18 protein-coding genes, 1 tRNA gene and 1 other RNA gene are annotated in these 18,026 nt (G+C 54.9%); 15 read left to right on the top strand and 5 right to left on the bottom strand.

Features of this window, described 5'->3' with window-relative positions:
• Positions 1-86 precede the first annotated feature (86 nt).
• The 8 genes from yhfZ (at position 87) to BMI79_RS02950 (ending at position 7,676) form a co-directional block, all read left to right on the top strand.
• Positions 87-992, top strand: coding sequence for a GntR family transcriptional regulator YhfZ (gene yhfZ, locus BMI79_RS02985; protein WP_076940328.1), 906 nt, complete (start codon positions 87-89; stop codon positions 990-992).
• A gap of 9 nt (positions 993-1,001) precedes the next feature.
• Complete coding sequence (locus BMI79_RS02980; RefSeq protein WP_076940327.1) at positions 1,002-1,361, top strand: PRD domain-containing protein; 360 nt, start codon at positions 1,002-1,004, stop codon at positions 1,359-1,361.
• A gap of 80 nt (positions 1,362-1,441) precedes the next feature.
• On the top strand, positions 1,442-2,617 hold the full coding sequence (locus BMI79_RS02975; protein ID WP_076940326.1) for a YhfX family PLP-dependent enzyme: 1,176 nt from the start codon (positions 1,442-1,444) through the stop codon (positions 2,615-2,617).
• The gene (locus tag BMI79_RS02970) at positions 2,610-3,836 is read left to right on the top strand and encodes a phosphopentomutase (RefSeq protein ID WP_076940325.1); all 1,227 of its coding nucleotides are present in this window, start codon (positions 2,610-2,612) and stop codon (positions 3,834-3,836) included. Before BMI79_RS02975 ends, BMI79_RS02970 begins: the two co-directional genes overlap by 8 nt.
• Positions 3,833-4,735, top strand: coding sequence for a phosphotriesterase-related protein (locus BMI79_RS02965; RefSeq protein WP_076940324.1), 903 nt, complete (start codon positions 3,833-3,835; stop codon positions 4,733-4,735). The genes BMI79_RS02970 and BMI79_RS02965 overlap by 4 nt, the downstream gene beginning before the upstream one ends.
• A gap of 77 nt (positions 4,736-4,812) precedes the next feature.
• Positions 4,813-5,175, top strand: coding sequence for a DUF2620 domain-containing protein (locus BMI79_RS02960; RefSeq protein ID WP_076940323.1), 363 nt, complete (start codon positions 4,813-4,815; stop codon positions 5,173-5,175).
• A gap of 10 nt (positions 5,176-5,185) precedes the next feature.
• Positions 5,186-6,535 (top strand): YhfT family protein, encoded by a 1,350-nt coding sequence (locus BMI79_RS02955; protein ID WP_076940322.1) that lies wholly within the window; start codon positions 5,186-5,188, stop codon positions 6,533-6,535.
• A gap of 22 nt (positions 6,536-6,557) precedes the next feature.
• Complete coding sequence (locus tag BMI79_RS02950; RefSeq protein WP_076940399.1) at positions 6,558-7,676, top strand: aminotransferase class V-fold PLP-dependent enzyme; 1,119 nt, start codon at positions 6,558-6,560, stop codon at positions 7,674-7,676.
• Between the two features lie 401 nt (positions 7,677-8,077).
• Here BMI79_RS02950 and BMI79_RS24530 read toward each other — a convergent pair.
• Positions 8,078-8,200, bottom strand: a non-coding RNA gene (locus BMI79_RS24530) — RtT sRNA.
• 46 nt (positions 8,201-8,246) lie between these two features.
• Positions 8,247-8,336, bottom strand: a tRNA-Ser gene (locus BMI79_RS02945).
• Positions 8,337-8,554: 218 nt separating this feature from the next.
• Here BMI79_RS02945 and ghrA point away from each other — a divergent pair.
• The 3 genes from ghrA (at position 8,555) to BMI79_RS02930 (ending at position 10,977) form a co-directional block, all read left to right on the top strand.
• Positions 8,555-9,496, top strand: a complete 942-nt coding sequence (gene ghrA, locus BMI79_RS02940; protein WP_076940321.1) for a glyoxylate/hydroxypyruvate reductase GhrA — start codon at positions 8,555-8,557, stop codon at positions 9,494-9,496.
• Positions 9,497-9,619: 123 nt separating this feature from the next.
• Positions 9,620-10,357 (top strand): phosphatase, encoded by a 738-nt coding sequence (locus tag BMI79_RS02935; protein ID WP_076940320.1) that lies wholly within the window; start codon positions 9,620-9,622, stop codon positions 10,355-10,357.
• 41 nt (positions 10,358-10,398) lie between these two features.
• Positions 10,399-10,977: a TorD/DmsD family molecular chaperone gene (locus tag BMI79_RS02930; RefSeq protein ID WP_076940319.1), complete on the top strand. Its 579-nt coding sequence runs from the start codon at positions 10,399-10,401 to the stop codon at positions 10,975-10,977.
• 40 nt (positions 10,978-11,017) lie between these two features.
• On the opposite strand, the gene BMI79_RS02925 is transcribed toward BMI79_RS02930, so the two are convergent.
• The 3 genes from BMI79_RS02925 to mdtH all read right to left on the bottom strand — a co-directional run bounded on the left by BMI79_RS02925 (position 11,018) and on the right by mdtH (position 13,810).
• Positions 11,018-11,581, bottom strand: coding sequence for a lipoprotein (locus BMI79_RS02925; protein WP_076940318.1), 564 nt, complete (start codon positions 11,579-11,581; stop codon positions 11,018-11,020).
• 190 nt (positions 11,582-11,771) lie between these two features.
• A complete protein-coding gene (grxB, locus tag BMI79_RS02920) occupies positions 11,772-12,419 on the bottom strand; it encodes a glutaredoxin 2 (RefSeq protein WP_076940317.1) in 648 nt (215 codons plus the stop codon).
• A gap of 185 nt (positions 12,420-12,604) precedes the next feature.
• Positions 12,605-13,810: a multidrug efflux MFS transporter MdtH gene (gene mdtH, locus BMI79_RS02915; protein ID WP_076940316.1), complete on the bottom strand. Its 1,206-nt coding sequence runs from the start codon at positions 13,808-13,810 to the stop codon at positions 12,605-12,607.
• Between the two features lie 345 nt (positions 13,811-14,155).
• Here mdtH and rimJ point away from each other — a divergent pair, with 345 nt between their 5' ends.
• The 4 genes from rimJ to murJ all read left to right on the top strand — a co-directional run bounded on the left by rimJ (position 14,156) and on the right by murJ (position 17,956).
• A complete protein-coding gene (gene rimJ / locus BMI79_RS02910; RefSeq protein WP_076940315.1) occupies positions 14,156-14,743 on the top strand; it encodes a ribosomal protein S5-alanine N-acetyltransferase in 588 nt (195 codons plus the stop codon).
• An 8-nt stretch (positions 14,744-14,751) separates the two neighbouring features.
• Positions 14,752-15,396 carry a DUF480 domain-containing protein gene (locus BMI79_RS02905; RefSeq protein ID WP_076940314.1) on the top strand — a complete coding sequence of 215 codons (645 nt, stop codon included), beginning with the start codon at positions 14,752-14,754 and terminating at the stop codon, positions 15,394-15,396.
• Entirely contained in the window at positions 15,389-16,306 is a 918-nt protein-coding gene (locus BMI79_RS02900) for a Gfo/Idh/MocA family protein (protein WP_076940313.1), read from the top strand. The genes BMI79_RS02905 and BMI79_RS02900 overlap by 8 nt, the downstream gene beginning before the upstream one ends.
• 114 nt (positions 16,307-16,420) lie before the next feature.
• Positions 16,421-17,956 carry a murein biosynthesis integral membrane protein MurJ gene (gene murJ, locus BMI79_RS02895; protein ID WP_076940312.1) on the top strand — a complete coding sequence of 512 codons (1,536 nt, stop codon included), beginning with the start codon at positions 16,421-16,423 and terminating at the stop codon, positions 17,954-17,956.
• Positions 17,957-18,026: the final 70 nt, after the last annotated feature.

Below are 18,026 nucleotides of genomic sequence, written 5' to 3'. Positions count from 1 at the left end.
GACCCTTCTCTGGTTTTTACTTTTCTGCCGTTGATCTTTATATTCATTTTTATGAATATAAAGCCAATGCAACAACGACATGCAACATGAATCATAAATTTATCAAGAAAGAGGGCATCGCCCAATCGTTTCTGGCGCGCTATCTGTTAACAGAGCAGATAGGCGGTAGGTTGAAAACCATCGATGCCCTGGCGAAAGAAAGCGGTTTATCTGTGGGCCTGATGCAAGGGGCGTTAAAAAGCCTTGAGCAAGATGGGGCGATTGGCGTTGAGCGCCGTGGGCGTAATGGCAGTTTTATTATCGCCGTCGACCATAAAGCGCTGCTCAAGCACGCCAATATCGGCAATGTTGTTTGCGCGATGCCGCTGCCCTATACCCGGATTTATGAAGGGCTGGCCAGCGGATTAAAAGCCCAGTTTGCGGATATTCCCTTTTATTTTGCCCATATGCGGGGATCGGACATCCGTATTGAGTGCCTGCTGAACGGTCTTTACGATCTGGCGGTGACCTCAAGACTGGCGGCCGAAAGCTACGTGCAGCAGCACCAGGTGCAGATCGCGCTGTCGCTTGGCGAGCACAGCTACACGGAGCAGCACCGGTTGATTTATCGCCTGGGTGAACGGGAGAGCATACGTAAGGTGGGGATAGACAGTGCCTCTGCGGATCAGAAAATTATGACCGCCGCATTTTTCGCCGGGCAGGCTATCACCCTGGTTGAGATCTCTTACCACGAATGCCTGAAACAGATTATCTGCGGTGATATTGATGCCGCTATCTGGAACGTGAGCGACGATGAGGAACTGGCCCGTCTGGGGCTGATGACAGCCCCCCTCAGTGGCGATGATTGTTTTACCAGCGCATCGGAGGCGGTGATCCTGACCCGTCACCATGATGTGCAAACACAGCGGTTGTTACACACCATGGTGGATCGTCAGAGCCTGTTGTTCCACCAGCAACGCGTGGTTGCGGGTGAGATAAGGCCTGTTTATTGAGGGATGAATATGGAGCAAAGATTACACCTGCTTTGTCAGGGCGGCGTGATTGATAGTGAAGTGCGTGATGGCATGCTGAGGGTGCTGGATGCGCTGGACAACCGCTGGTCTATTCCGGTGCGCAATGAGCAAGGCGTTATGGCCTTGACCCACATGGCCAGTGCCCTGATGCGTTCAAAGCAACATATTGTGATTCAGGCCTTGGATGAAGAGCTGCAACGCGAGATGTGCGAGGCAGAAATTTACCCGCAACTGCTGCTTATTCACCGGGATCTGTTGCAGGTATCGGGCCATCAAGCCCATCCCAATGAAGAGGGCTACCTGCTGGCTAATCTTTACAGTTTGCTGCAAGCCCAGAACCCGCACTGATGGGTTATTTCATGGGCTAAATATTCATATTACTGAAGATATAAGGCGATAATTATCGCCAGGGCTGCAGAAGAGAAGATATGTTTATTAACGCACTGCAAAAGCAAAACCCCAAGATGGTGGATGTAGCCAGGGAGTTATGGGCGCAAGGGCTTATCTTGCCTGACACCTATGTTATTGATGTTGACAGGGTTATTTCCAATGCCCGTCAGTTATTGCAGGTGGCTCAGGCATGCGGTATTGAACTCTACCTGATGACCAAGCAGATTGGCCGCAACCCTTGGCTAGCCGAGCGCTTGGTTGCCCTGGGTTACCGTGGCGTGGTGGCGGTGGATTTTCGCGAAACTCAGAGCCTGGCCGCCGCCGGGCTCCCGCTGTGCCACGTTGGGCATCTTGTCCAGATCCCCGATAAACTGATCCCGCAAATAGTGGCGCAGCGGCCAGAGGTCATCACCGTTTTCTCTCTGGAGAAAGCCGCGAAGATTGCCGAACATGCGCAGCGCTTGGGCTATGTGCAGCCGGTGATGCTGAAAGTGTTTGCGCCAGGCGATCTGCTCTATCCTGGTCAAGAGGCCGGTTTTGTGCTGGAGCAACTGCCAGAGGTTGCGGCAAAAATCGCCGCCATGCCGGGGCTGTTATTACAAGGGCTGACCCATTTCCCATGCTTGCTGTGGGATCCACAGCAGCAGCAAACCTTACCCACGCATAATTTACAGACGCTGCTGCAGGCCAGCCAACGGCTACGGCAATGTGGCTGTGACATCCGGCAGGTCAATGCCCCTTCCGCGGCCAGTTGCACCACGTTACCGCTGCTGGCACAGCTCGGTGCTACCCATACTGAGCCGGGGCACGCTCTGACCGGCACCATACCGGCCAATATCAAAGGCGATCAGCCCGAGCAGATTGCCATGCTGTATCTCACCGAGGTTTCCCACCATTTCGCCGGTAACAGCTATTGCTACGGCGGTGGCTATTATCGCCGCGGCAATGTTCTGCAGGCGTTGGTCGGTACAGAGCAAGAAGGGCCACTGCTGACCGCCAGCGTTCTGCCGCAGCATGAATCCAGCATCGATTATCACATTGCTCTGCAAGGGATATACCCCATCGGCAGCCCTGTCCTGATGTGCTTTCGCAGCCAGATATTTGTCACCCGTAGCGATGTGGCGCTGGTATCTGGCATTGCCACGGATCGGCCGAAGCTGGAAGGGATTTACGACAGCCAGGGCCGTGTGAAAAAAGGGGGCTGCAATGGCTAAGTTTCTGGTACTGGTGATCGACAGCTTCGGCGTGGGGGCGATGGATGACGTTGCACAGAAACGGCCTCAGGACCTGGGAGCTAATACCTGTGGCCATATTTTGCAGGCTTACCCTGAAGTACGTTTACCGACGCTGGAACGGCTTGGGCTGATTAATGCTTTGGGTTTTAAAGCCAATATCATGCAGCCTTGCGCCAGCGCGGTGTTTGGTACTGCCAACCTGCAGCATGAAGGGGGCGATACCTTTATGGGGCATCAGGAAATCATGGGCACCCAACCACAAACTCCGGTGTGCATTCCTTTTTCAGCGGTGATCGGCCCGGTGGAAGCGGCTCTGCAACAGGCGGGTTACCGAGTGAAACGCATGGGGGAGGGGCTGCAATACCTGTGGGTGAATGATGCGGTAGCGGTGGGGGACAACATCGAGGCGGATCTGGGGCTGGTATTTAATGTTACCGCCAATCTGACGCTGATCCCCTTCAGCGAAGTCAAGAAGATTGGCCGCGTTGTGCGCGAGCAGGTCAAGGTGGCGCGAGTGATTGCCTTTGGCGGGCTGATTGGCGATAGCCAGCGTATTCACCGGGCGGCAGAGACCAGGCTGGATAAATACATTGGCATTAACGCACCGGCGTCTGGAGCTTATGAGCACGGCTTTCAGGTGCAACACATGGGGTATGGCGTTAACGCCGCCGTACAGGTGCCACAGCAGTTGCATCAGGTGGGCATCAGCACGGTTCTGATCGGCAAAGTCGCCGACATCGTGGAAAATCCGCATGGCAGCAGCTATCAGAATTTGGTGGATAGCCAGACGATTCTGGATATCACCCTAAGCGAATTGCAAAAGCCGGGAGCGAGCTTCATCTGCAGCAATATTCAGGAAACCGACCTGGCTGGCCACGCCCAGAATACGGCGCGTTACCTCGATCGCCTGCAACTGGTGGATCGCAACCTGGAGCAGATATTGGCACATTTGGCCGCGGAGGATTGCCTGATTGTCACCGCCGATCACGGCAATGACCCGACGATTGGCCACAGTAAACACACGCGGGAAAAAGTGCCGTTACTGGTGTATTGCCAAGGTGCGCCTGCAGGGGATTTGGGGTTACGCAGCACGCTGTCGGATATCGGTGCCACCGTATGTGATTTCTTTCACGCCCCTGCACCGCAGAATGGCCGTTCATTTTTGCCACAACTCAGGCCGCACAGGAGCACGATATGACAAGCACCAAGCCGCTTACGAGCTGGATTGATGGCTCCGGTTACACCTATGTACATGAGCATCTGCATGTTGATCTCTCCGGGGGGAAAAACGATATCGACTGCAGGTTGGATCAATATGACCTGATCTGCCAGGAAATGCGTGAGCTGTTCGCGCTTGGGGTGCGCAACATTGTGGAGATGACCAACCGCTATATGGGGCGCAAGGCCGATTTCCTGCAGGCGCTGATGCGCGATAGCGGGATGAACATCATCGCCTCCACCGGTTATTACCAACAGGCATTTTATCCCGCCCATCTTGCCCAGCTTAGCGCAGCCCAAATCGCGGCGGAAATGTGCAGCGAGATCGAGCAAGGCATTGATGGCACGGCGATGAAAGCGGGGGTGATTGCTGAGATTGGCTCCAGCCGGGGGAAAATTACTGATGACGAACGGCGGGTGTTTGCCGCTGCGGCTTTGGCTCATCAGCAAACCGGCAGGCCGATCTCGACCCATACCACCCTCAGCACCATGGGTTTTGAGCAGCTACGGCTGTTGCAAAGTTTTGGCGTGGCTGCGGAGCATATTGTCATCGGGCACTGCGATCTGACCGATAACCTCGACACCATTTTGCCGATCTTGGATCAGGGCGCTTGGGTACAGTTCGATACCATCGGCAAAAACAGCTATTACCCCGACAGTAAACGGGTCGCGATGTTGCGAGCGATTGCGGATCGCAAGCAGCTTGGGCAAGTGATGCTCTCAATGGATATTACCCGGCGCTCCCATTTAAAAGCCAACGGCGGGATCGGTTTTGCCTATCTGCTGAACACCTTCGTGCCGATGTTGCTTGAGGCTGGTTTGTCTCAACGTGATGTGGATCTGATGCTGCGCGATAACCCAGCTCGATTTTTTAACTGATACCTACCCTGCGTTATGCACGCCGAAACGTACATGTTTAGGATACTGCTAGTTAACTGAATAAAAAGGAAAAAAAGATGAAATTTGTCATTGGTGGCCAGATCGAAAAAGAAAAAATTGCCGACGCCGTGCGCCGCCTGGCCGGTGAGAAAGCAACGTCTATCAGCATTATGAATGATATCGAAGCCGCGATGAGCATCAAAAGCGGCCAGGCGGATATCTATCTTGGCGCCTGCAATACCGGCGGCGGCGGGGCGCTTGCCATGGCGATCGCCATTATCGGCATGGACAAATGTGCCACCGTGGGGATGCCTGGCAAGATCCTGTCCGACGACGAGATCGCCGCCTGCATCAAAGCGGGCAAGATCGCCTTCGGCTTTACCGGGCAGGATATTGATGCGGTAGTACCGGTAATCGTTAACACGCTGTTCTCTCAGTGAGGCTGTTGCCATGGAACACTCATTCTTAATGCGATTGCTTGAAATCGACCCCACCAAGGCGGGGTTATTGGCGCTGATCGGGGCGATTTCCGCCATGATGGCCAACCGAGGGATTGCGGTATTTCATGATGGGCTCCGCCCGCTGATGCCCGAGTATCTGGAAGGGCGCATGAGCCGCAAGGCGCTCGGTGCCACCAGCTTTGCGTTGAGTTTCGGGCTTATTATCGGCTTCGGGCTGCCATTTTCCCTCACCGCACCGATTATTTTAGTGCACAGCCTACTGCTCGGTACCGACGTGATCGGCGTCTGGTGTGCCGACAGCCGCAAGGGGCTGGTGCTGTCTGGCGTGATCGGCGCGCTGTACGCTATTGCTCTGCTGACCGGGCTACGCTCGGTGGTCGAGCTGTTCAGCCATATGCCAGTGAACTTTATGAGCAATCTGGGGAAAGTGGGCGATCCTATTGTGGCTTGCTTTGCTCTGTTCCCGGCTATTGTAGTGGGTTATCAGTATGGTTACCGCAAGGGGATCTGGGTGTTGGTTGCAACGTTGGTGGGGTATCTCGCCACGCAGGCTATCGGTAACCTCAGCTTTGGTGGTTTGCTTGCTACCCCCGTCAAGCTTGATCCTAACGGCAGTGCGCTGCTGCTTTCCATGGTCGCCATGTTCTACTTTGCCATGAAAGAGCGCCCGCCAGAGCCAACCAACGGCCAGCAGGCAGGGGCGAATGCAATGCTGGTGGGGCTGTTTTCCAGCCGTATTGAACGTATCCAGAAGAATAAATGGCTGCTGGTGCTGAGCGGCGGGCTGACGGCGGTGGCGGCAACCATGTCTTTTAGCCTGTTGGCAGAAGGCCCAGTTTCACTGCAGTTGATGGCACATGGTGAACAAACCAGCGCCATGCTAGTAGCGCTGGCGCGCGCCATCAGCTTTGTGCCATTAGTGGGGATGACGGCGATCGCAACGGGTGTCTACAGCCCCGATGGCATGAAGTTTGTCTTCGTTGCCGGTTTGGCGACCAATAACCCGTGGATCGCTTTTATCGCAGGTTGCATCATCATGCTGATGGAGATCCAATTACTGACCAAAATCGCTATCGGCTTGGATAAATATCCTGGCATCAAAGCCTGTGGCGACCATATTCGTACCGCGATCACCCGGATGCTGGAAGTGTCGTTGCTGGTCGGGGGCATGATCGCCTCGAACGCTATTCTGCCGGGCATGGGCTTTATGGTGGTGGCAGGGCTGTACTTGCTTAACCGCACGTCGAAGCGGCCACTGGTTGAGATGGCTATCGGGCCGATCGCTACTATTGCGGTTGGGATATTGGCCAACATTATTCAGATTGTCGGCATCGGCTGATAGCCGAGTGGGGTGAATCATGATCAGGACTTTTCCACTTATCAGCATGAGTATGGAGCAGGCCCAGCAGGCTCAGTTTCGGCTGGTGGATACTATCTGCCGTCATTTCCCTGGGGCAGAGTTTTTGACCCAGGGGGATTTGGGCCTTGCGCCGGGGCATAATCAGCCGCGAATGACCCGGCAGGTTGAGGCGGTTATCGCCCAGTTTTTTTCTGCCGAAGCGGCGGCGCTGGTGAGTGGTGCGGGCACGGGGGCGATCCGCTGCGGGCTGGCGGCATTGCTTAAATGCGGTGACAGCCTGCTGATTCATGATGCACCGATTTACCCCACCAGCAAGGTGATTGTGGAACACATGGGGTTACGCCTGATTCGCGCAGATTTTAATCAGCCGGAACAGATTGCTCAGGCAGTGAGTGAGCACCGCCCTGCGGCAGCGTTGGTGCAACATACCCGGCAGAAAATTGAGGATAGCTATGACCTGGGGGCGGTTGTCCACCAACTGAACCAACTGGCGATCCCGTCGTTAGTGGATGATAACTATGCGGTGATGAAAGTGGCGAAGATTGGCTGTGAGCAGGGGGCAACCTTATCAACCTTCTCCAGCTTTAAGCTGTTTGGCCCTGAGGGGGTTGGGGTGGTGGTGGGCAAGCAGCAGGCCATTACCGCTATTCGCCACAATATGTATTCTGGCGGTAGCCAGATCCAGGGCTTTCAGGCGATGGAGGTATTGCGTGGGCTGACGTTTGCGCCGGTGATGCATGCGGTTCAGGCGCGGGTGAACGAGGAGTTGGTGCGCCGCCTGAATCAGGGCGAAATACCACTGATAAAACAGGCGCTGCTGGCGAATGCGCAATCTAAAGTGCTGCTGGTGGAGTTTCATCAACCGATCGCTGCGGCGGTGTTGGAGTATGCGCAAACACTGGGGGCGTTGCCTTATCCTGTTGGCGCTGAATCCAAGTATGAGATCCCTCCGCTGTTTTACCGCGTTTCCGGCACTTTCCGCCAGGCGGACCCCAGCCTGGAACAGCGTATGATCAGAATAAACCCTAATCGCAGCGGTGCGGACACTATTATCCGCATACTGCGTGAAAGCTGCTTGGCGGCCAACGCAGGTGATGAACTGCCAGAGTTGGCAATCTAAAAGCAAAAAGCCTGAACTTTCGCTCTAATGCTGGTCAGTTAAGCGCAAAGCAGCATAATAATGCATCAATGGCTCAAGGCATCGCCCCCTCTCCCTGTGGGAGAGGGCCGGGGTGAGGGGCAAGTCGTGCGGTGATTGTCCCCTCACCCTAACCCTCTCCCCAAGGGAGAGGGAACTGGTTAGGGTTAACTGATGAGCATTAGAACTTTCGCTCAGGTTTTCTCTTTGAATATGGCGGTGATGTCGGGCTTGATTCGCTACGCTCACCCTTCGGGCGGCCTGTGGCCGTCCAAAATGGCAGGCCATTTTGTCGAACCCTGTCGAGGGTTCTCGCCCCTCCCTGTGCGGGGAGTCTAAAAGCAAAAAAGCCTGAACGTGAATTCAGGCTTTCTCTTTGAATATGGCGGTGAGGGAGGGCTTGATTCGCTACGCTCACCCTTCGGGCGGCCTGCGGCCGTCCAAAATGGCAGGCCATTTTGTCGAACCCTGTCGAGGGTTCTCGCCCCTCCCTGTGCGGGGAATCTAAAAGCAAAAAAGCCTGAACGTGAATTCAGGCTTTCTCTTTGAATATGGCGGTGAGGGAGGGGTTCGAACCCTCGATACACTTGCGCGTATACACACTTTCCAGGCGTGCTCCTTCAGCCACTCAGACACCTCACCATATTGTTATCGGCAACGCTTTACGCTGGCGATGGGCGCTAATGTAGGAGAATCTGTTCCCAGCGTCAATACTCTTCTTACATCGCCGAGCGCGTTTAGTTAAACTTGCAGCAATCTGCTGATTTGACGAACGATCGCCGTTAATTTAATCCCCCGCCAGAGTGCAGGAACCGCTCTGGACAGGCGAGATAAACCGCAATCATTAAGGGCCAAGGATAATGAATATCATTTTTTACCATCCATTTTTCGCCGCTCAGGACTGGCTGGTGGGAATGACGCAACGCTTACCGCAGGCTCACATTCGTGCCTGGCAACCCGGAGATAATGATCGGGCAGATTATGCACTGGTATGGCGCCCGCCGTATGAGATGCTGGCTAACCGCGGCGATCTGAAAGGCATATTTGCCTTAGGGGCCGGGGTTGACGCCATCCTTGAGCAGGAACGCCAGCACCCTGGCACTTTGCCAACTGGGGTGCCATTGGTGCGACTGGAAGACAGCGGGATGGCCCAGCAGATGCAAGAGTATGCGCTGGCCTGCGTATTGCGCTATTTCCGCCGTTTTGATGAGTACCACGTATTGCAACAGCAACAACGTTGGTTGCCGTTGGTTCCGCATCAGCAGAGCGATTTCACTATCGGCATTCTTGGGGCCGGTGTTTTGGGCAAAAGCGTGGCGCAAAAACTGGTAGAGTTTGGTTTTAAGGTGCGTTGCTGGAGCCGCAGCGCCAAGCAGATTAACGGCGTGCAGAGTTTTGCTGGTAACGCGCAGCAGGCAGCATTTCTGCATGACACGCGCTTGCTGATCAATCTGCTGCCCAATACGCCGGAAACTCAGGGGATCCTCAATCAGCAGCTGTTTGCTCAGTTGATACCGGGGGCTTACTTGCTCAACCTAGCCCGTGGTGCGCATCTGGTGGAAAACGATCTGCTACAGGCGCTTGAGCAAGGGCAAATCGCTGCGGCAACGCTCGATGTGTTTGGTCAGGAACCGCTGCCGCAGGCGCATCCGTTCTGGTGCCATCCGCGTGTCTCCATCACTCCACATATCTCTGCTATTACGTTACCCGAGCAGGCAATGAACCAAATTGCTGCTAATATTCTGGCGCTTGAGGCGGGGGGCCCCCCCACCGGCCTGGTTGATATGCAGCGCGGTTACTGACGCGCGATCGCCCAGAGTGCACTACTGATGGCAGTGCTAGCTGCTATCATGAAACAAGTCAGCTTACCGTGCCCAAAATCAATCGGCCGCATGACATTGGTAGGCTCATCACAAGGAGAAATAATGTACCCCGTTGATTTACATATGCATACCGTTGCCAGTACTCATGCTTACAGTACTCTGCACGACTATATTGCGGAGGCGAAACAAAAAGGCATCACGTTGTTTGCCATCACCGACCACGGGCCGGATATGGCCGATGCCCCCCATTACTGGCACTTTATGAATATGCGAGTCTGGCCGCGTCTGGTGGATGGCGTCGGTATTCTGCGCGGCATTGAAGCCAATATCAAAAATCTGGCAGGTGATATCGACTGCACCGGCCCGATGCTGAATGAGATCGATCTGATCATTGCCGGGTTTCATGAACCGGTGTTTGCGCCACAGGACAAAGCCGCCAATACGCAGGCGATGATTGCCGCGATGGCGCAGGGGGATGTGCATATCATCAGCCATCCAGGTAACCCCAAATACCCTATCGATATTGCAGCGGTTGCCGCCGCCGCCGCGCAGTATCAGGTGGCATTGGAGTTGAATAACTCTTCCTTTACCCACTCGCGCAAGGGAAGCGAAGCCAACTGCCGCGCCGTGGCGGCGGCAGTGCGTGATGCCGGGGGCTGGCTGGCGTTGGGCTCTGATTCACATGTGGCGTTTTCGCTCGGTGATTTTGAGCACTGTGAGCGCATTATCAAAGAGGTGGATTTCCCACCGGAGCGTATTCTCAACGTATCACCGCGTCGCTTGCTGGGCTTTCTTGAACAGCGCGGTAAACCGGCAATTGCGGAACTGGCCAATTTGTGACATCGTCACGGCAAATTTTCCGTCTTGAATAGGGTTTGATCATGAATGAGTTTTCCGTTGTCTGTCGGGTACTGGGGACGCTGTTTTACCGCCAGCCACAGGATCCGCTGCTGGTGCCGCTGTTTACTCTGATCAAAGAGGGCAAGCTTCAGCAGCATTGGCCACTGGAACAGGACGAATTGTTAACGCGTTTGCAGCAGCATTGTGAAGCCAATCTGCTGGCGGCTGATTTTAATGCACTGTTTGTCGGCAGTGAGTGTAGCGTGCCGCCGTTCCGTTCTGCGTATGTGGAAGGGAGTACCGAAGCTGAAGTACGCGTTTTCCTGCAACAACGTGGGATGCCGCTAGGTGAGGCACCTGCCGATCACTTCGGTTCGTTGCTGCTGGCCGCTTCCTGGCTGGAAGATCAGTCGCAGGAAGATGAAGCTCAGGCGCAAATCATCTTGTTTGATGAGTTTCTGCTGCCCTGGTGCGGGCGTTTCCTGGGTAAGGTTGAAGCCCATGCCACCAGCGGTTTCTACCGTACTCTGGCCGTGATCACCCGTGACGCCATTGCGGCGATGCGTGATGAACTGGCGGAGTATGAGCAGGAAGAAGCAGGATCGGGCGAAGAAGAGTAGTTTGCAGAGGGCGCAGTCAGTCAACTGCGCCCCATTAAGCTTAGTCGGTGAACGGGATCACCAATTGACCCGGTTTTACTTCCAACCCTTTCGCCAGTTTGCGCGCCAGCGCTTCTGTCTTACTGTTATCCGGGTTTAAGACATAGACCGGCTGCTGGTCGAAGTAGGCTTTCAGCGACTGGTTCAGATAAGGCGTGAGCGCTTTCATCACGGTATCCATTTTTTCCGGTTGCACCTTGTAGTCCACCAGTTCCATTTCTTTCAGGAAGATAGCGCCTTTTTCACGCTCATAAACCGGCTGCGCCTTCAGCGTCAGTTGCAGCTCGGCTGCCTGCGGGCCAAGAATCGAGGTGATATCGACCTTGGCATTGCCAGAAAGCATCACCTTGCCAGGCTCGCTGCGGCCAATCTGGCTTTGCAACTGCGTCAGGACGATATTGGCATCAACGAGCCCAGGCACCCCAATCTGTTTCTGAAAATTATTGTGCTTCAGCAGGTAATCATTCACTTCCTGCTCGCTGACGCTGTATTGCGTCAGTTGGTTACAACCGGCAAGCGCACCGGCAAATATCAGGGCAGCAACGCCCATCAGGATCTTCTTCATTCGTGCCTCGTAAAACTGCTAATGGAAATGCTGCAGGTGATAATGATAAACATCTGGCTCCCAGCAAAGAAATATTTGCCCGGGTGGCAGGATAGCAGATGATGGGGTAGAAATGACGGGGGGCCTATCGGATAACGACGAAATCGGGGCAGAAAGGCATGCCAGCAACGCTGACATGCCCGAGAGACAATCACTGCTCCATATCGAGCAGCAGCGGGATATCGCCGCGTTGTGCCATTCGGTTACGGTAGGCCTCTACGTTGTCGGGCAGCGCGACGCCAGCGACGATCGACAGCGAACGCAGCAGCGGGAACAGGTGGATATCATCGGTAGAAAGCGTGCCATTAACCGCTTCAGGCGATTGGATCAGCGTGGCAAGGTTTGCCAGATCGTTTTCCAACTGAGCAATGAGATCGGCGCTGTCCGCCAGATGGGTGGCAAAATCCCCGATCGCCGCCTGTTTTTTATCGCTGAAGTAACGACGCGCATTGTCAGTGGCGAACTCTTCGAAATCGGCATTGGCAAAACGCGGCAACAGCAGTTTACCGGTATAGCTGTTGGCATGTTGCAGCCAGTCGATAATAGCCGGGTTGGTTTTGCCGGTCAGGAGAGGTTTACCGTCAAGGATATCGACATAATGCACAATATCCATACTTTCTGGCATGTAGCTCCCGTCATCCTTCTGCAGGATGGGGGCCATTTTCTTGCCGATCATGCTGATGGGGGTCGCTTCGTCATCGCTGAGCAGGGTCACTAAGCGTACAGGCAGATTCTTAAGGCCGAAGATCATGCGGGCTTTCACGCAGAATGGGCAATGATCATAAATAAATAGTTTCATGCTTGCTCCTGTTGTCAGGTTTTAACAGCAATAATTATCACAGCCAACCACGGCTGTCGCGCAAAGTTGTTGTTATATGATGCGTTGATAGGGACTTTTTTGCGCTCGTTTTTTCACTATCAGGATAGCTGCCACTGCTGATTTAACAGGTATTATCGGTTATTCAACGCGTATTGACACCTGGTTTAACCTCCGCGCAGCACGGCCGGGGCGGTGGCGCGTGGATTGAACTGCCAGTACAGGGCAAACAGCGTGATGAAGCCCACTAATCCTAACAGGAACCATGGCAGCTCGGGCCTGCCCAATGCATGGCCGGTGTCATACATCCAACCACCGCCGGTATAACCCAGTGCGCCGCCTAAAGCCAGGCCCAGACGGCTGAACCCCATGTAACTGCCACGCGCCCGTGGATCGGCCAGCGAGGCGCTCAGGGTTTCACGGGCGGGCTCGGCAATGATCGATCCCAGGTAGAAACAGCAGATCAGGGTGAAGAGCGCTTGCAGGCTGTTCGCCAGGCCGACCGGTATCAGGCTGATGGTCATCAGCAATAAACCGGCCATCAGGCGCTGTTCCAGGCGAAAGTGCTTTTCGCTCCAGCGCGCCAGTGGATAAAGTAATGACAGCGACAGCGCGGCCTCAATGGCATACATCCATTTTACAGCCGCCGGTGAGCCAGCGATTTCATTCACCACGATAGGCAGCATCAGCATCACCTGCACCGCCAGCATGTAGTAACCCGTCAGTGTCAGCACATAGGCTAGGAAACGACGATCGCGCATCACGCGCATCATGCCTTCTTTCATGGGCGCACGGACGGTGGAGATACGGTAGGCTGGCAACAGCCAGGCATTCCAACCGGCGGCCAACACGAAAATCCCGGCACCGGTCCAGCAGACAAAGTGGAAGTCATATTGCAGCAACCAACTGCCGATCAGCGCGCCGACCACCGCACCGGCGCTGTCTTGCATCATCAGCAGGGAATAGAAACGGCTGCGTTCGTGCGGACGCGTTAGCTTGATCACCAGCGCGGTACGTGGCGGATCGAACAGCGTGCCGCCAATCGCCGAAAGCGCGCAGGAAAACCATAGCAGCCAGGGTTGATCCGCCATCGCCATGGCAGCAAAGCCCGCGGCACGCAGCAGCATGCCGGTGACAATCATCGGTTTGGCACCAAAGCGATCGGCAATCGCGCCGCCAAAAATTCCCAGCCCTTGTTGCACCAGCTGGCGTAGGCCAAGCGCAATCCCCACCACCAAGGCGGCCCAGCCAAGCTGATCGACAAAGCGGATAGAAATCAGTGGGAAGACCACGAAAAAGCCTAAAACCACCAACAGGTTATCAAACAGTAGGAAATATTTACCCAAGCTCCGAGCTTGCGATACCAAAGACATGCTTCACCACGAGCAATTAAGAAGGAGAAAACGCCAACCCGCTTATTCTCCCCCCAATACACCCATACCGATAGAGGGGTAATAGATAATATTTTTTTATCGTCAATACGTTATGCGGGTGGCAAAACCGGTTAAAAAAAATGACAAAACGATTGATTGCTTATTTACTGAACGATGGGGGTTTTACCTGTGGGCCGGGCTACGGTTATATTAAACGCGGGCAAGTGCGGTTCTGCGTCGGTGATTGAACGTTAATGGCACCGGCGGTGAAGGCAATAACGGCAATAATTCAGTGCTCACCCAATCAATACTTCTTATCGAACCGTCCTGACCGCGGGGGAAATGATGTTTGGCTATCGCTCTGCATCACCAAAAGTACGCCTTACCACTGACCGGCTGATTGTCCGTCTCGTCCATGAGCGTGATGCCTATCGCCTGGCAGAATACTACGCGGCCAACCGCGCGTTTCTCAAACCCTGGGAGCCGTTGCGGGATGAAAGCCACTGCTATCCTTCTGGCTGGCAGGCGCGGCTGAGCATGATTACCGAGATGCAAAAACAGGGCAGTGCCTACTATTTTATCCTGCTGGATCTCGATGAAAATGAAGTGCGTGGCGTAGCCAATTTCAGCAATGTGCTGCGTGGCTCTTTTCACGCCTGTTTTCTGGGGTACTCCCTGGGGGAAAAATGGCAAGGGCAAGGGCTGATGTATGAAGCGCTGCAATCCGCCATCCGTTATATGCAGCGCCAACAACGGATGCATCGCATCATGGCCAACTATATGCCGCATAACCAGCGCAGCGGTGCGCTGCTCGCGCGGCTCGGTTTTGAACGTGAAGGCTATGCCAAAGATTATCTGCTGATCGACGGGCAGTGGCAGGATCACGTACTCACCGCATTAACCTACAAAGAATGGCTACCACCATCACGCTGAGGCCATAAATGAAATATGAATTGAGTGCTAAAGAAGCCCGAGTGATTGGTTGCCTGCTGGAAAAACAGGTAACTACGCCCGATCAATATCCGCTTTCGCTGAATGCCATCACCTTAGCCTGCAATCAGAAAACCAATCGCGAACCGGTAATGGAACTGTCGGAAAGTGAAGTCCAGCAGACCCTGGATTTGCTGCTACGAAAGCATTTTCTGCGTACGCTGAGCGGTTTTGGTAACCGGGTGGTGAAATATGAGCACCGTTTCTGTAATTCGGAATTCGGTCAACTGAAGCTCTCGCCTGCCGAGCTGGCGGTTATCGCCACGCTGTTACTGCGTGGCGCGCAGACGCCAGGCGAACTGCGCACCCGCACCAACCGTATGCACGAATTCAACGATGTCAGTGAAGTTGAAGATGTTCTGCAGCAACTGACCGTGCGTGAGGATGGCCCGTTTGTGGTGCGCTTGCCGCGTGAACCCGGCAAGCGTGAAAACCGCTTTATGCACTTATTCAGCGGGCAGATCGAAGCAGCTCCCGCAGAGGCTGAACCCGCCGCGGCAGGGGATCTGAGCGAACGGGTTGCGGCCTTGGAAGCTGAGGTGGCGGCGTTGAAACAGCAATTGGATCGCCTGCTAGCGCGGGGGCAACATGAGTAAATTACGTATCGGCGTGGTCGGGCTTGGAGGCATTGCGCAAAAAGCGTATTTGCCAATCCTCAGCCACGCGGTGGATTGGCAACTGGTTGGGGGCTTTTCACCTAACCAGCAGAAGGCACAACCGGTGTGCGACAGCTACCGTATGGCCTGTTTCTCGCGGCTTGACAGCTTGGCGCAGCAATGTGATGCCGTGTTTGTGCACAGCAGCACCGCGAGCCATTTTGCAGTAGTCAGTGAGCTGCTTAAGCTCGGCGTGCATGTTTATGTGGATAAACCGCTGGCGGAAACGCTGGAACAGGCAGAGCAATTGATCGCTCTGGCTGATAAGCGCGGTAAAGCGTTGATGGTGGGGTTTAATCGGCGCTTTGCGCCGCTGTATTGCCAATTGAAGCAGCAAATGCAGCAGCCAGCATCAATCCGTATGGACAAACACCGTGCGGACAGCGTTGGGCCGCAAAACCTGCGTTTTACCTTGCTGGATGACTATCTGCATGTGGTAGACACGGCATTGTGGCTGGGGGGCGGTGAAGCTACTCTGCTGAGCGGCAGCCTGCGCGCCAACCCTGCGGGTGAGATGCTCTATGCGGAGCACCATTTTGCCTGCGGCGAGGCGCTGGTCACCACCAGTATGCACCGCCGTGCCGGTAGCCAGCGTGAGAGCGTACAGGCGGTGAGCAACGGGGCCGTGTATCAGGTGAGCGATATGCGCCAGTGGCTGCGTGAGGATACACAGGGCGTGGTGGAGCAACCGGCTGCGGGGTGGCAGACCACGCTGGCCCAGCGCGGCTTTGTTGGCGCGGTGCAGCACTTTATTCAGTCGGTCAGCAATCATACTGCCCCGGAAACCGCCGGTGAGCAGGCGATCTACGCGCAGCGCCTGATCGAGAAGATGTTGCGTAACTCCGAGTAACATAGGGCGGTAGCTATTACTTTGCTGGATCCGTAGACTATTGCCTTGTTCTTCAACTGACGCCTGCTGTTGCAGGCGTTGATATTTACACGTCATACTCATCAGAAAAACCACATGAATCTATTAAAATCGTTGGCAGCCGTAAGCTCGATGACCATGTTTTCGCGGGTGTTGGGTTTTGCGCGTGATGCCATTGTGGCACGCGTTTTTGGCGCCGGTATGGCGACGGACGCCTTCTTTGTGGCGTTCAAATTGCCGAACCTGCTACGGCGTATTTTTGCCGAAGGGGCTTTCTCTCAGGCGTTTGTCCCTATTTTGGCGGAATACAAAAGCCAGCAGGGGGAAGAGGCGACGCGCACCTTTATCGCCTATGTTTCCGGCTTGCTGACGCTGGTGCTGGCGGTAGTGACGGTGCTTGGCATGCTGGCCGCGCCTTGGGTGATCTACATTACTGCTCCGGGCTTTACCGATACGCCGGATAAGTTCGCTCTGACTTCCGCGCTGCTACGCATTACGTTTCCCTATATCCTGCTGATTTCGCTGGCTTCTCTGGTGGGGGCAATCCTCAACACCTGGAACCGTTTCTCCATTCCGGCCTTTGCGCCAACGCTGCTGAACGTCAGCATGATCGGTTTTGCGCTGTTTGCTGCACCTTATTTTCATCCGCCGGTGCTGGCGCTGGCCTGGGCGGTGGTGGTCGGCGGCGTGCTGCAACTGGGTTATCAGCTGCCGCATCTGAAGAAGATCGGCATGTTGGTGCTACCGCGCCTGAAGTTGGGCGATGCGGGCGTATGGCGGGTGATGCGCATGATGGGCCCGGCGATCCTCGGGGTATCTGTCAGCCAGATTTCGCTGATTATCAACACCATTTTTGCCTCATTCCTGGTGTCTGGCTCCGTGTCCTGGATGTATTACGCCGATCGCCTGATGGAGTTTCCTTCTGGCGTATTGGGCGTGGCGCTGGGGACGATCCTGCTGCCTTCACTGGCAAAAAGTTTCTCCAGCGGGAATCAGGATGAATACAATCGCCTGATGGATTGGGGGCTGCGTCTCTGTTTTGTATTGGCGTTACCGAGTGCAATTGCGCTGGGGATCTTGGCCAAGCCACTGACCGTTTCCCTGTTTCAGTACGGTAAATTCACCGCGTTCGACGCGGCGATGACGCAACGCGCCCTGGTGGCCTATTCTGTTGGCCTGATGGGGCTGATCGTGGTGAAAGTGCTGGCTCCAGGGTTCTATTCCCGCCAGGACATCAAAACGCCGGTCAAGATTGCCATTATCACCCTGATCATGACACAGGTAATGAACCTGGCGTTTATCGGGCCGCTGAAGCATGCTGGGCTGGCATTGTCGATCGGTTTGGCCGCCTGTCTGAATGCTTCACTGCTGTATTGGCAACTGCGTAAGCAGAAAATCTTTCAGCCGCAGCCGGGTTGGGCCGTGTTTCTGATCAAGCTGGTGATTGCGGTGCTGGCGATGTCTGCGGTCTTGCTGGGGATTATGTGGCTGATGCCCGCCTGGGATCAGGGCAATATGTTGACTCGGCTGTTGCGGTTGGCGGTGGTGGTGGTCGCAGGCGCGGTGGCCTATTTCGCCGTGCTGGGGGGATTAGGCTTCCGGCCTCGGGATTTTGCCCGCCGGGTGGTGTAACCCTCCTCTTGTAACGTAAATAAAAAAGGTCGCTAACGAACAGCGACCTTTTTTGCATTTTGCCTCTCGC

Origin of the sequence: Serratia oryzae (assembly GCF_001976145.1) — a bacterium.
In the GTDB taxonomy this organism is placed as follows: Bacteria; Pseudomonadota; Gammaproteobacteria; order Enterobacterales; family Enterobacteriaceae; genus Chania; species Chania oryzae.
The sequence above is the reverse complement of the archived record's forward strand: the minus strand, read 5'-3'. Positions and strand labels throughout refer to the sequence as shown.